This window comes from Nocardia sp. CA-084685, assembly GCF_050955785.1.
Lineage (GTDB): Bacteria > Actinomycetota > Actinomycetes > Mycobacteriales > Mycobacteriaceae > Nocardia.
Genome location: NZ_CP192094.1, coordinates 1,509,494 through 1,525,769, shown reverse-complemented (window position 1 = coordinate 1,525,769; position 16,276 = coordinate 1,509,494). Strand labels below are relative to the sequence as shown.

The following is a 16,276-nucleotide window of genomic DNA, read 5'->3' as shown; positions in this document are numbered from 1 at the left end:
ACCGGGTGAGCGCTCGCCCACCCGGTCGTTGTTCCTAGCTCTCGAGCCAGCCCTCGATCGCTTCGGCAACATCGGCTGAACCGTCCTCCAGGATCGAGAAGTGGTTAGCCGGTACCGAAACAACGGTGTGCATCGAATCCCACGGTTCGGCCTGCCAGTCCACGCGATCCGATGAGCTCCCCAGGAAGCTCTCGGCGCACTGGATGAACAGCGTGGGCGTGGCGACGGAGCCGGGCATCATCTGCTGTAGCAGCTGCACGTACCGCGCCATACCCGTCAACCGATCCCGGTCGAAGCGACCAAATATGGCTTCGTTCGACACCATGTGGTCGGCCATCGCTCGCAGCAGCCATTCGCTGTCATCGTGCACCTTGTAGGTGTCCAGCATGACCACGCCGGCGGGCGCTGGGCCACCGGCCGCTTCCAGGTGCTCGGTGATGCGGTAGGCCAACAGGCCGCCCGAGGAGTAACCGAGCAGTACGAACGGATCGCCCTGCGCCGCCTCGAGGACGGAGCGCGCCAATGCTTCGGCGGCCGCCGTCGACGTCGCCGGAAGTGGCTCTCCCGTCCGGCAACCGATCGGAGTCAGCGCCGAAATGTCACGGGCGGTGCGCACATGCGAGGCGATCCGGGCGTACTGATGCGCGCCGCCGGTGGCCAGCGGCGGGGCGAGGCAAATAATGCGCGGCAGGGTGGGACCCGCGCCGAGTCGGGTGGGCACCGGCAGTCGGTCCAGTTCATGTGCCGAGGAGAATTGCTCGCGCAGCTCCGCCGCCGCACGCAACAAGGCGAAGCCCTTCCCGGACTGGCCGGCCGCTACCGCGCCACGGAACATGCCGTACAACGAATCATCCTCGCCGACTTGCTCGTTGCCGCTTCGTGAGCCTTCGCTGAGCTCCTTCCACAGGTATCGAGCCAGCGCCGCCGGCGTCTTGTGGTCGAAGATCGCGGCCGTCGGCAGCGTCAGACCGGTGGACGCGTTGAGCGTGGTCCGCAGCTCCATGGCTGCCAATGAGTCGAATCCCGATTCGAGGAAATCACGCTCCGGATCGAGAGCATCGACGCTCTCGTGACCCAGCAGCCTGGCCGCGGTCTCGAGAATGTGCTTGCGGAGCCACTCTTCCTGTTCGGACTCTGGCACCTGGGCCAGCTGCCGGCGCAGTGCGCCCGCGTCCTGGGCCCCGGCGCTCTGCCGCCGCCCGGCTCGCTTGGCCAGGTCGCGCAGTAGTGCGGGCACCGCGTCCCGAGCCCGGAGGGCGGGCAGGTCGATCTCGGTCAGGATGCTCGCCGGAGTCTCCGCAGCTACTGCGGCATCGAATAATTCGAGTGCCTTATCGGCGGCCAGTGGTGGCAGGCCCTGGCGGCGCATGCGCTGCCGGTCGGCCTCGCTGAGCCACTGCGACAGGCCCGTTTCGATATCCCACAGGCCGTAGGCGAGCGCGGTGGCCGGCAGACCTTCGGCGTGCCGGTGGGTGGCGAGGGCGTCTAGGAACACGTTGGCCGCCGCGTATCCGCCCTGGCCGGCGGGCAGGATGGACCCGGCCACCGAGGAGATCAGCACGAAGGCGGACAGCCCGGCGGCCCGGGTGAGCTCGTGCAGATACCAGGCCGCGTCGGCCTTGGCGCTGAGGGAGTAGTCGATCTGCTCCGGCGTCAGGGTCTCGACCATCCCGTTGTGGGCAACGCCCGCCACGTGCACGACCGCACCGAGCGGATGCTCGGCCGGAACCGAAGTGAGCAGTTCTCGCAACGCATTTCGGTCCGCGACGTCGCAGGCGGCCACGCGCACCCGGGCACCGAGGTCGGTCAATTCCGCGATGAGATCCGCGGCGGCATCCGGTCCGCGGCGGCCGGCCAGCAGCAGGTGCCGCACACCGTGCTCGCTCACCAGATGCCTGGCGAGGTGACGACCGATGCCGCCGGTGCCACCGGTGATCAGTACCGTCCGTTCCGGATCCCAGGGTGCCCGCGGGTCCGACTCGGGCAACGCGGCCCGCACGAGCCGCGGCACCTCTGTCCCGTCCGCCCGGACGGCCAGTTCCGGTTCACCCGACATCGCCGCGGCGGCAAGGTGATCCGGGGTGGACTCGGCCGCGGCCTCCACGAGCACGATCCGCCCGGGATGCTCCGACTGCGCCGCACGCACCAGGCCCCACACCGCAGCCGTGGCCGGGCCGGCCGCAGCGTCGGTGACCACAGCCAAAGTGCTCGCCGCGTAGCGATCCTCGCGCACGAACTCCTGGACGACGCCGAGCGTGCGGTGCAACGCGGTGCGCAACCGGACCGGCACGTTGTCGCCGTCGACCGGGACGCGGAACAGGACGACCGAGGCCGACTCGGCCGACCCCCATTCGGCCCACGAACCCGCCGAGCGCAGTTCCGGACCGAGCCGCCAGCTGAGCTCGTACCGCCCGTCCGGCGCGGATCGGGTCGCGGCCGAGAGCAGTTCGAGCGACATCGGGCGCAACGCGAGCGACCCGACGGACAACACTGGCGCCCCACCGGAATCGGTCATGGTTAGGGCAACCTCGCCCTGGTTCAGCCAGGACAACCGAACCCGAACCCGCCCTGCCCCGTCGGCGTGCACCCGCACCGACGACCAGGCGAACGGCACCAGGGTCGGCCGCTCGGCCTGCTCGTCCACGCCCTGCGGGAGACCGAAGGACAGCGCGTGCATGGCCGCGTCCAGCAACGCCGGATGCATGCCGTAGCCCTGGGCAGCGGTCGGCTCGGGCAGCGCCACCTCGGCGAAGAGGTCCTCACCGCGTCGCCACAGGGCTTCCAGTCCGCGGAAGGCGGGCCCGTAGTTGTAGCCGTGGTCGGCGAGTATGTCGTAGGCGCCGGCCAACTCGATGTCCGTGGCACCGGCCGGTGGCCACTGCGTGAAGTCCGTCCAGCCGTCCGGTGTTTCGGTGTCCCGGCTCGGGCTGACCGTGCCCTGCGCGTGGTGCGTCCACGGCACCGACGGATCGTCGTCGTCCCGCCGGGAGTAGATGTCGAGCCGTCGGCGACCGGTATCGTCACCGTCGCCGACGATCACCTGGACATCGATGCCGCCCTGCCCCTGGAACACAAGTGGCGCCAGCAGGGTGAGTTCCGCAAGCTCCGGGCAGTCGACCTGGTCGCCGGCGTGGGCGGCCAGTTCGACGAATCCGGTGCCCGGCAGCAGCACCGTGCCGAGCACGTCGTGATCGGCAAGCCAGGGATGGGTGTTCGTGGACAGGCGGCCGGTGAATCGGACGCCGCCGCTCTCCGGCTGTGCCACCACGGCACCCAGCATCGGGTGGTCAGTGGACCGCAGGCCGAGTGTGTGCGCCTCGCCGGTGTGCAGCGGGCCGGTGGACCAGAAGCGGCGGTGCTGGAAGCCGTAGGTCGGCAGGTCGATCCGCACGCCGCCGGTGCCGGTGTAGTAGGTCGTCCAATCCACCGTCGCACCCGAGACGTGCAGTCGGGCGAGGCCGGTCAGCACGATCTCGGAGTCCGCTGCGTTTCGTTTGGACAACACGATAGCCGTTGCGGTGTCCAGGGTTTGGGCGATCATCGGGGTCAGCACCGCGTCGGGGCCGACCTCGGCGAACCTGGCTACACCCAGGTCCGCCATTGCCGCGACGGCATCGGCGAACCGCACCGTGTCCCGAACCTGCCCCACCCAGTACGCCGGATCCGACATCTCGTCGGCGACCCGGACTCGGGTCACCGTCGAAACCAGTGGGATACGCGGGCGCGCGAACGTCAAACCTTCGATCGCCGTGGCGAATTCGGCCAACATCGGGTCCATCAGCGCCGAATGGAATGCGTGCGAGACCCGCAGTCGGTGTGTGCGCCAACCATGTTCGGCACAAGCCTCGGCGACAGCCACGACATCGGCTTCGACACCCGAGAGCACCACCGACGACGGGGCGTTCACCGCCGCGATCGAAACCGCGCCGGTCAGCAGCGGCCGCACATCGGCCTCGGAGGCACCCACGGCGACCATCGCGCCACCGGCAGGCAACGCCTGCATCAACCGACCACGCGCAGCCACCAACACACAGGCGTCCGCCAGCGACAGCACTCCGGCCACGTGCGCGGCAGCGACCTCACCGATCGAGTGACCGGCTACGACATCCGCGCGTACGCCCCACGATTCGAGCAGCCGGAACAGTGCCACCTCGAAGGCGAACAGACCCGCCTGCGCGAACACGGTCCGGTCGACCAGATCGTCGTTCGCCAATGCCGTGCTCAGCGAAACAGGCTGTTCCAGCAGCGGATCGAGCTCGGCGACGATCGCATCGAAATGGTTGCCGAAGACCGGGAAGGCCGCGCATAGTTGCGTGGCCATGCCGGCCCACTGGGCACCCTGACCCGAGAACACCACACCCGTCGAACCCGCCAGCACACGGCCGGTCAACACACCGGGTGCCGGCGCACCGGCCGCCAAGGTCCGGACGCCTGCCAGCAGCCCCGCACGGTCGCCGGCCAACACAACAGCACGATGTTCGAAGACACTGCGCGTCGATGCCAGCGAGAAGCCGACATCGATCGGATCGTGTTCGCCCACATGCGATGCCAGGCGGACGGCCTGAGCGGTGAGAGCCTCGGCGCTGCGGGCCGAGACCACCCATGGCAGCAACCCGCCCGCCGGCGCGGACTTGACCACCGGCTCCGGCTCCACCGTCGGCACCGGGGCCTGTTCGATGATGACGTGCGCATTCGTGCCGCTGATACCGAACGAGGACACACCCGCACGACGCGGCCGATCCACCTCCGGCCACGCCACCGCCTCGGTCAGCAAACGGATATGACCTTCGGACCAATCAACTTTCGTGCTGGGCGCATCGACATGCAGCGTCTTCGGCAACAGTCCTCGGCGCATCGCCATGACCATCTTGATCACACCACCGACACCAGCAGCGGCCTGAGCATGGCCGATATTCGACTTCAACGACCCCAACCACAGCGGACGATCCGCATCACGACCCTGCCCGTAAGTAGCCAAAAGGGCCTGGGCCTCAATCGGATCGCCCAGAGTCGTACCCGTGCCGTGGGCTTCCACCACATCGACATCGACCGGCGAAACCCCCGCATTCGCCAGCGCCTGGCGAATCACCCGCCGCTGCGACGGACCATTCGGCGCGGTCAAACCATTCGACGCGCCATCCTGATTCACCGCCGAACCAGCAATCACCGCAAGCACATCATGACCATTGCGACGCGCGTCGGACAACCGCTCCAGCACCAACATTCCGGCGCCCTCGGACCAGCCGACACCATCGGCCGCATCGGCGAACGACTTACACCGGCCATCCGGCGACAACCCGCGCTGCCGACTGAATTCCACCAGAGTTTCCGGAGTCGCCATCACCGTCACGCCACCGGCCAAGGCCAGATCGCACTCCCCGGACCGCAGCGACTGCGCCGCCAAATGCATTGTCACCAAGGACGACGAGCACGCCGTATCCACCGACACGGCCGGGCCCTCCAATCCGAGGGTGTAGGCGATGCGACCGGACACCAGGCTGCCGGCCGCGCTGTTACCGGTACCCTGGGCGTAGTCGTGGTACATGACGCCGGTGAAGACGCCGGTCGAACTACCGCGCAGCACCGCCGGATCCACACCTGCGCGCTCCAGCGCCTCCCACGTGGTTTCCAGCAGTTGCCGCTGCTGCGGATCCGTCATCACGGCTTCGTTGGGACTGATCCCGAAGAAGTCCGCGTCGAAATCGGCAGCCGTGTGCAGGAATCCGCCCTCTCGGGTGTAGGACCTACCCGCACGGCCGGGTTCCGGATCGTAAATGCCGTTGAGGTCCCAGCCGCGATCGACCGGGAACGTCGATACCGCGTCCCGGCCGGTGCGCACGAGTTCCCAGAGTTCTTCCGGGGACGTCACCCCTCCGGGGTAACGGCAGGCCATGCCGACCACGGCGATCGGGTCGTCATCGACAGCCTTGACGGCGGTGACCTCGACATCGCGGCTCGTCCCGGCGAACTCGTCGGCCAGATACCGCGCCAAAGCCTGGGGCGTGGGGTAGTCGAACACCAAGGTCGCGGGCAGCGGGAGACCGGTGGCGGCCTTCAGGGCATTACGGAATTCGACAGCGGTGATCGAATCGAAGCCCAGCTCGTTGAAGGCCCGGTCCGCTGTCACCGCGTTCGTGTTCTCGTGGCCGAGGACGGTGGCGATCTGACCGCGCACGATCTCCAGCAACACATCGAAACGCTCGCTGTCGGGAGTGCTCGACAGCCGAGCACGCAACGCCGCGGACGCACCGGAGGCCGCTCTGCGGCGCTGCGGGATCAGTGCGGAAAACAATGCGGGCGCGGCGAATCCCGCAGAACGCATGGCATCCAGATCCACCCGGGCGAGGACGAGGGCCGCCGTGTCCATTCCCGTCGCGGCGTCGAACAGGGCCAGACCCTGGTCCGCCGATAGCGGTAGCAGGCCCGACCGGGACATCCGACGCCGGTCGACGTCGCTGAGTTCCGCGGCCATACCCCCGTCCGTGCTCCACAGACCCCAGGCCAGAGATATACCGGGCAGCCCGGATGCGCTGCGGTGCGCGGCCAGCGCGTCGAGGCAGGCGTTGGCCGCGGCGTAGTTGCCCTGGCCGGGGCTACCGAACGCACCGGCGACCGAGCTGAACAGCACGAACGCCTTCAAAGGCAGGTCGGCGGTGAGCTCGTGCAGATGCAGCGCGGCGTCGACCTTCGGGGCCAGCACCGCGTCCATCCGCTCCGGACTCAGCGACGCGATCGCACCGTCATCGAGCACACCGGCGAGGTGGAAGACGCCCGTAAGCGGTTGTGCGGCAGGAATAGTGGCCAGCACCTCGGCCAGCGCGCCGCGGTCGGCGACATCGCATGCGACGAACTCGACCTCGGCACCGATCTGCTGCAACTCTTCTCGCAGTGCTGTTACGCCGGGGCCGGATTCACCGCGCCTACTGAGCAACAGCAGACGGCGCACGCCATGGGCGTTCACCAGGTGCCGGGCGAACAGCCCACCAAGGAAGCCGCTGGCACCGGTGATCAGAACCGTGTCGCCCGGATCGAAGGAACCGGTCGACGGAGCATCGGTGGAGACGACCCGGCCGAGTCGCGCTCTGTACACCTGCCCATCACGCACCGCCACCTGCGGTTCCTCTGACGCCAGAATCCCGCCCAGCAGAGCGTCGAGTCCGGAATCGGTATCCACCAACACGATCCGGCCGACACCCTCGGCCTGTGCCGAACGAACCAGACCGCCCACCGCGGCACCGGCCAAGTTCGAAATGTCCTCCCCGGCCACCGATACCGCACCACCGGTCCGAACCACCAGCACCGACTCACCGAACCGAGGCTCGCCGAACCAGGACTGCAACGCCTGCAACACACCGTGAGTAGCGGCACGAACAGTGACGGGATCATTGCCCGTCGGGCAATCCAGCACCACCACCTGCGGGACCCGCTCACCCATCTCACCGAGATCCGCCCACGCCACCGCGGCAACCTCGCCCTCGGTCACCGTGATCGGCGCCCAGCTCACATCGAACACAGCGGTACGAGAAATCGCAGTGCCTGCGGTGAGCTGCGCGGGATCGATCGGCCGGGAGGCCAAGTGCCGCACCGTCGCCACCGCGGCACCGGTCGAATCCGCCAGATCCAGCGCAACGCCACGCTCACCGATACGGGTCAGCCGAACCCGCAACGCATCAGCCCCCGCCGCATGCACAGTGACACCCGACCACTCGAACGGCAACGCCAGCCCAGCACCATCCGACGCAGCATCATCGGCAAAACGCAATGCATGCAACGCCGCATCCAGCAACGCCGGATGCACACCGAATCGCTCCGCCTCGCCTCGCGCCGCCTCGGGTAACTCGACCTCGGCATAGAGCCCATCCGATCCACGCCATGCCGCCCGCAATGCCTGGAAGACCGGACCATAGTGATAGCCCTGCGCATCGAGAGAGTCGTAGAGGCCCTCGACCGGGACCGCGGTGGCGTCGGCGGGCGGCCACTGCGCCAGGTCCGCCGGTGCGCCGTCGGTTCCCGGCACGAGGACGCCTTCGGCATGCAAAGTCCACGACGCCACCGAATCGGCATCGTCGTCGGGGCGGGAGAATATCCGCACCCCACGACGCCCCTCGTCCGCACCGCCGATCATGACCCGCACCGCGACACCACCGGACTCCGGCAACACCAGCGGGGCACGCAGAATCAGCTCCTCCAGGCTCGAACAGCCCACCCGCTCACCGGCGTGCAGGGCGAGTTCGACGAGACCGGTGCCGGGGAACAACACGGTGTCCATGACCCGGTGGTCGGCCAGCCAGGGCTGCGTCTGCACCGACAATCTGCCGCTGACGGCGACCACATCGGAATCCGGTTGCGACAGCACTGCCGACACCAGCGGGTGCCCGGTCGCGACGAGCCCCATCGACCGGGCGTCACCCTTGCCGGCGGAACCTTCGGGTATCCAATAGCGCCGGTGCTGGAAGGCATAGGTGGGCAGGTCGATTCGCCGCGCCCCCGTCCCGGCGTAGTAACCGGCCCAGTTCACCTCGGCACCGGCCACGAACAACCCGGCCACCCCACCCAGCACGGCGGACGCGTCGGCACGGTCACGACGCGCCAACGCCACCACCACCGCGGCCTCGTCGTCGAGAGTCTGCGCGATCATCGGGGTCACCACCGCATCGGGGCCGACTTCGGCGAATCGGGACACACCCAGATCTGCCATCGCCGCAATAGCATCCGCGAACCGGACGGTGTCCCGGACCTGACCGACCCAATACGACGGATCACCCATCTCGTCGACGACCTGGGCACCCGTCACCGTCGACACCAACGGGATGGTGGGCCGGCCGAAGGTCAAACCCTTCACCACCGAAGCGAACTCAGCCAACATCGGCTCCATCAGAGCCGAATGGAAAGCATGCGAAACCCGCAATCTGCGTGTACGCCAACCACGTTCGGTGCATTCCTCGACAAGAGCGGCGACTGCGTCCTCGACACCGGAGAGCACCACCGACGACGGACCGTTCACCGCCGCGACCGACACCCCATCGACCAGCAGCGACGTCACCTCGAGTTCAGAGGCACCCACAGCAACCATCGCCCCACCAGAAGGCAACGCCTGCATCAACCGACCACGCGCAGCCACCAACACACAAGCATCCGACAGCGACAACACACCAGCCACATGCGCAGCAGCGACCTCACCAATCGAATGACCAGCCACCACATCCACACCCACACCCCACGACTCGAGCAGCCGAAACAACGCCACCTCGAACGCGAACAAACCCGCCTGCGCAAACACCGTCCGATCCACCAGCTCACCATCCGCCAACGCCACGCTCAGCGAAACCGACTGCCCCAGCAGCGGATCCAACTCGGCGACGATCGCATCGAAGTGATCGGCGAACACCGGGAATGCCGCGCGCAGTTCCGTAGCCATACCAGCCCACTGCGCACCCTGACCCGAGAACACCACACCCGTCGACCCCGGGGCCACGCGGCCGGTCACTACACCCGGAATCGTTTCGCCGCGCCCGAGCGCCTGGATGCCGGCCCGCAGGGCGTCGTCCTCGGGCGAGAACGCCACGGCCCGATGCTCGAACAACGCTCGCGAGGTGGCGAGCGAGAATCCGATGTCGATCGAATCGTGGTCGCCGACACAGGAGGCCAGCCGCCGAGCCTGCTCGGCCAGTGCCTCGCCGCTCCGCGCAGAGACCACCCACGGCAACACCCCGCCCGCCGGAAGGGTTTTGGCCACCGGAGCCGGGTCCGCCGCGGGCGCCTGTTCGACGATCAGGTGAGCGTTCGTGCCGCTGAGGCCGAACGAGGAGACACCCGCACGACGCGGCCGATCCACGTCGGGCCACGCCACCGGTTCGGTCAGCAGGCGGATATGGCCTTCGGACCAATCAACTTTCGTGCTGGGCGCATCGACATGCAGTGTCTTGGGCAGCATGCCGTTCCGCATCGCCATGATCATCTTGATCACGCCACCGACACCGGCCGCCGCCTGGGCATGACCGATGTTGGACTTCAATGATCCGAGCCACAGCGGACGATCGGCATTCCGATCTTGGCCATAGGTCGCGAGCAGCGCCTGGGCTTCGATCGGATCGCCCAGCGTCGTACCCGTGCCGTGCGCCTCGACCACATCCACCTCGGTCGGCGACACACCAGCATTGGCCAACGCCTGCCGGATCACCCGCCGCTGCGACGGACCATTCGGCGCGGAGAAACCATTCGACGCACCATCCTGATTCACCGCCGAACCAGCAATCACCGCAAGCACGTCATGACCATTGCGACGGGCATCGGACAACCGCTCCAACACCAACATTCCGGCACCCTCGGACCAGCCCACCCCATCGGCCGCATCCGCGAACGACTTACACCGACCATCCGGCGACAAACCCCGCTGCCGACTGAACTCGACGAGCATCTCCGGGGTGGACATCACCGCCACACCACCGGCCAACGCCAGATCACATTCGCCCGACCGCAGCGACTGGGCGGCCAAGTGCATGGCCACCAGCGACGACGAACACGCCGTATCCACCGATACCGCAGGACCTTCCAAGCCCATCGTGTAGGCGATGCGACCGGAGACCAGGCTGCCGGCGACGCTGTTGCCGGTACCGGCGCCCAGCGCGTAGTCGTGGTACATCACGCCGGTGAAGACACCGGTCGAACTACCGCGCAGCACCGCCGGATCCACACCGGCCCGCTCCAGCGCCTCCCACGAGATCTCCAGCAACATCCGCTGCTGCGGATCCATCACCAAAGCCTCGTTGGGACTGATCCCGAAGAAATCCGCATCGAAATCGGCTGCGGAATACAGGAATCCACCCTGACGGGTGTAGGTCTTGCCCGCCTTACCGGGTTCCGGATCGTAGATGCCCTCGATATCCCAGCCACGGTCCGCGGGCAGATCACCTGTGGTGTCCATGCCGTCGGCAACCAGGTTCCACAGGTCTTCGGGAGAAGCGACACCACCCGGGTAGCGGCAACTCATCGCCACCACCACAATCGGATCGTCGCCGGCCACCCTACTGGCAGTGACCGCGACATCCTGGCTCGTGCCGGTGAGTTGGGAATCGATGAACTCGGCGACAACCTGCGCGTTCGGATAGTCGAAAACCAGCGTCGCCGGCAGCTGCAAACCCGTCGCGGCATTCAACTTGTTACGGAACTCGACCGCACTCAACGAATCGAAACCAAGCTGCTGAAAAGCCTGCTGCGGCTCAACAGCATCCACCGACACATGCCCAAGAGTCGCGGCAGCCACCGAACGAACGAGATCAAGCAGAGCACGCGCACGATCCGCATCCGACAAGCCGGCCAGCTTTCGGGCGAAAGCCTGACCTGCCGCGCTTCGGTTGGTGCGGCGCAAGGGGATCGGTGCGAGCGCACGGACCAGGGCCGGGATCAACTCGCCCCGCGTCCGGAGCACCGCCGGATCGACCCGCAACGCCACCAGCTGGGCCGAATCGGTGGCAATCGCCGCATCGAACAGCGCAAGACCCTCGGCCTCGGAGATCGGCGGGAAGCCCTGCCGGCGCAGCAGATCGAATTCGGCCTCGGACAGCTCGACACCGAGCCCGGTCGATCGTGCCCACAACCCGTAGTCGATAGCGGTTGCCGGCAATCCCAGGCTGTGACGATGCGCGGCAAGGGCATCGAGGAAGACGTTCGCCGCGGCGTAGTTCGCTTGACCGGCAGCCAGCACCAATCCGCCCGCCGAGGACACCAAGACGAACAACGACAACGAGGCATCACGAGTCAACTCATGCAAATGCCACGCCGCATCCACCTTGGGCCCGAACACATAATCGACTCGCTCGGCCGTAATCGATTCGACCAGACCGTTGTCCGCTGTTCCGGCCGCATGCACCACACCGACCAGCGGATGTTCAACCGAAATACCCTCCAGCAACGCCGCCAGCGCAGACCGATCCGACACATCACACGCGGCAACGGTCACCTCGGCGCCGAGCTCGGTCAGCTCCGCACGCAGTTCCGCCGCACCCGGAGCATCCGGGCCACGCCGAGACGTCAAAAGCAGATGGCGCACACCGTGTTCGGCCACCAAGTGCCGGGCTATCACGCCACCCAGACCGCCGGTCCCACCGGTCACCAGCACGGTGCCCGGCTCGGACAACCGAACGATCGAACCGAGGGCGTGACGACTCAATCGCGGCACGAGCAAGGTCGCACCGCGCAGCGCAGCCTCGGGTTCCAGCGCAGCGGTCGCGGCCGCAGCGGCGATAGCGAGCGCGTCACGATCCTCATCCTGATCCAGGTCGAGCAGCTGGAATCGGCCCGGGTGTTCGGCCTGCGCGGCGCGCAGCAGACCCCACACCGGCGCCTGTCCCAGGTCCACCTGCTCCGCATCGGCAACGGCCACCGCACGTCTGGTCAGCGCCACCAGACGTGAACCGGCGAAACGCGGTTCGGCCAGCCAGCCGCGCAGAGTGTCGAGCACACCGATCGCGATCCGGCGGGCGGCCTCCGGCGGCGCACCGTCGTGAACGGGGATTTCCCACAACACGATCTCCGGAACAACCGGATCCTGGGCCGCGTCCAACTCGATGATCAACGCCGCGAGATCACCATTCAGTACCGCCACCCGGCCCGGCTCGACGCTCTCCGCCGACGGCGCGGCAGCGACCCACTCCACGCCGAAGAGGGCGTCATCCACCCGATCCGACTGCAGGCGATCGGCCGACACCGGCCGAGAAACCAAGGCCCCCACCGACATCACCGGCCGACCCTGCTCGTCGGCCAGCTGGAGCGCGAACCGGGTGCCCTCGACCACGATGCGAACCCGGACGGCGCTCGCGCCGGCCGCGTGCAACACCACCCGGTTCCAGGTGAACGGCAGTGCCGGGAAACCCTCGACACCGCCACGCAGACCGTGCACGATCCCGGCGTGCAACGCCGCGTCGAACAGCGCCGGATGGATGCCGAATCCCTTGCCGTCCTGCGGATCCGGCAGGGCGACCTCGGCGAACAACTCGTCACCACGCCGCCACACCGCCTGCAAACCCTGGAAGAACGGGCCGTAGCCATACCCGATATCGAGCAGCTCGTCATAGACGCCGTCGATGTCCAAGGACTGGGCACCGGCCGGCGGCCACGCGGCGAGATCGAAATCGGCAACCACCTCATCGGGGACGAGCACACCTTCGGCGTGCAGCAACCACGGCCCCTCGGCGGTCCGCCGCGAATGCACACTCAACCGCCTGCGACCGGCCTCGTCTGCCGCGGTCACCACGACCTGTACCGCGACGCTGCCCTCGGCCGGCACGGTCAACGGGGCCTGCAGGACCAGCTCGTCCACCACGGCACAACCGAGCACACCACCGACGTAACTCGCCAGCTCCACGAACCCGGTGCCCGGCAGCAATACGGTGCCGAGCACGCTGTGGTCGGCCAGCCACTCGACCGACTCCACGGTCCACCGGCCGGTGAAACTCACGCCACCCGAATCCGGATGCGGCACCACCGCACCCAGCAGCGGATGCTCCACCACATCCAGCCCGAGCGAGCCGACCCCGCCCAATTCGGCGCCCAGCCACGACAGGGCCAACGCCTCCTTGGGATCCAGCCAGAAACGCTGATGCTGGAAGGCATAGGTGGGCAAGTCGATTCGCTGACCTCCAGCATGCAGACCGGCCCAGTTCACCTCGGCGCCTGCCACGAACAACCCGGCCACCCCGCCCAGCACGGCGGACGCGTCGGCATGGTCGCGACGCGCCAACGCCACCACCACCGCGGCCTCGTCGTCGAGAGTCTGGGCGACCATCGGGCTCAGGACCGCGGCCGGGCCGACCTCGGCGAACCGGGACACCCCCAGGTCCGCCATTGTGGCAACGGCATCCGCGAAACGGACGGTGTCCCGGACCTGACCGACCCAATACGACGGATCGGTCATCTCATCCGTGATCCGCGCACCGGTCACCGTCGACACCAACGGGATGCTCGAACGACCGAACACCAAACCCTCGATCACCGAGGCGAACTCGGCCAACATCGGCTCCATAAGAGCCGAATGGAAAGCATGCGAAACCCGCAACCGATGCGTCCGCCAACCACGCTCGGCGCACTTCGCGACGACCGCGAGCACATCGTCTTCGATGCCGGAGAGCACCACCGACGACGGACCGTTCACCGCCGCGACCGACACCCCATCGACCAGCAGCGACGTCACCTCGAGTTCAGAGGCACCCACAGCAACCATCGCCCCACCAGAAGGCAACGCCTGCATCAACCGACCACGCGCAGCCACCAACACACAAGCATCCGACAGCGACAACACACCAGCCACATGCGCGGCAGCGACCTCACCGATCGAATGACCAGCCACCACATCGGTCCGTACGCCCCACGATTCGAGCAGACGAAACAACGCCACCTCGAACGCGAACAACCCCGCCTGCGCAAACACCGTCCGATCCACCAGCTCATCGCTCACCAGCGCGGTGCCCAGCGAAACAGGCTGCCCCAGCAGCGGATCCAGCTCGGCGACGATCGCATCGAAGTGATCGGCGAACACCGGGAATGCCGCGCGCAGTTCCGTAGCCATACCGGCCCACTGCGCACCCTGACCCGAGAACACCACACCCGTCGACCCCGGCACTACCCGGCCGGACACCACACCCGGAAGGGATTCGGCCCGCCCCAACGCCCGCATACCCGCCAGCAACCCCTCACGGTCCCCGGCCAAGACGACCGCACGATGATCGAACACCGCACGCGTGGACGCCAATGAGAAACCGACATCCACCGGATCCAGGTCCTGATCAACGACACGAGACGCCAAGCGGACGGCCTGCGCGGCCAACGCCTCGCCACTGCGCGCCGAGACCGCCCACGGCAGCAACCCACCCGCCGGCACGATCTCGGGCGCCGGAGCTTGGTCCACCGCCGGTTCGGACACCGGAGCCTGCTCGATGATGACGTGCGCGTTCGTACCGCTGATACCGAACGAGGACACACCCGCACGACGCGGTCGATCCACCTCCGGCCACGACACCTGCTCGGTCAGCAGCCGGACCTGCCCTTCGGACCAATCCACCTTGGAACTGGGCGCATCGACATGCAGCGTCCGCGGCAGCACCCCGTGCCGCATCGCCATCACCATCTTGATCACACCACCAACACCAGCCGCCGCCTGAGCGTGACCGATATTGGACTTCAACGATCCGAGCCACAGCGGACGATCCGCAGCACGCTCTTGCCCGTAGGTGGCCAGCAGCGCCTGGGCTTCGATCGGATCACCCAACGTCGTACCCGTGCCGTGCGCCTCGACCACATCGACATCGACCGGCGAAACCCCCGCATTCGCCAGCGCCTGGCGAATCACCCGCCGCTGCGACGGACCATTCGGCGCGGTCAAACCATTCGACGCACCATCCTGATTCACCGCCGAACCGGTCAGCACCGCAAGCACCCGATGACCATTGCGCTGGGCGTCGGACAACCGCTCCAACACCAACATCCCGGCACCCTCGGACCAGCCGACACCATCGGCCGCATCGGCGAACGACTTACACCGGCCATCCGGCGACAAACCCCGCTGGCGACTGAATTCCACCAGCGTCTCCGGAGTCGCCATCACCGCTACACCACCGGCCAACGCCAGATCACACTCACCCGACCGCAGCGAGGCCGCGGCCGAATGCATGGCCACCAGCGACGACGAACACGCCGTATCCACCGTGACCGACGGCCCCTCCAGACCGAACACGTACGAAACCCGGCCCGAGGCAATAGATCCCGTATTCGCGTTCGCCGGATAGTCGTGATACATCATGCCGACCCACACACCGGTCCGGCTGCCCTTCAACGAACCCGGATCGACACCCGCCCGCTCGAACGCCTCCCACGAAGTCTCCAACAGCAGAAACTGCTGCGGATCCATCAGCGCGGCCTCATTGGGGCTGATATTGAAGAACGCCGGATCGAATTCACCTGCGGTATGGAGGAATCCACCCTCACGCGTATACGCGGAGTTCGGCGTCTCACCGGTCGGGTCATACAAGCGTTCGGTGTCCCAGCCGCGATTCGCCGGGAACTCCGACGCCGCGTCGGTCCCAGCGGAAACCAGGTTCCACAGCTCCTCCGGCGAACCGACTCCACCCGGATACCGGCACGCCATACCCACGATCGCAATCGGCTCACGAAGCGACGACTCGAGCTTGCGGTTGCGGGCACGCAACCGCTCGGTCTCCTTCAGCGAGACACGGAGGGCCTGAGCCAGCTTCTGAGTATTTTCATCGGGCTTGGTCATCAATCG

The 16,276-nt window shown here is 67.3% G+C and carries 1 protein-coding gene; it reads right to left on the bottom strand.

All coding sequences use genetic code 11. The annotated features are described in order from the left end of the window. Window positions 1-34: 34 nt before the first annotated feature. The gene (locus ACQP2U_RS06505; RefSeq protein WP_433713834.1) at window positions 35-16,270 is read right to left on the bottom strand and encodes a type I polyketide synthase; all 16,236 of its coding nucleotides are present in this window, start codon (window positions 16,268-16,270) and stop codon (window positions 35-37) included. Between the last annotated feature and the right edge of the window lie 6 nt (window positions 16,271-16,276).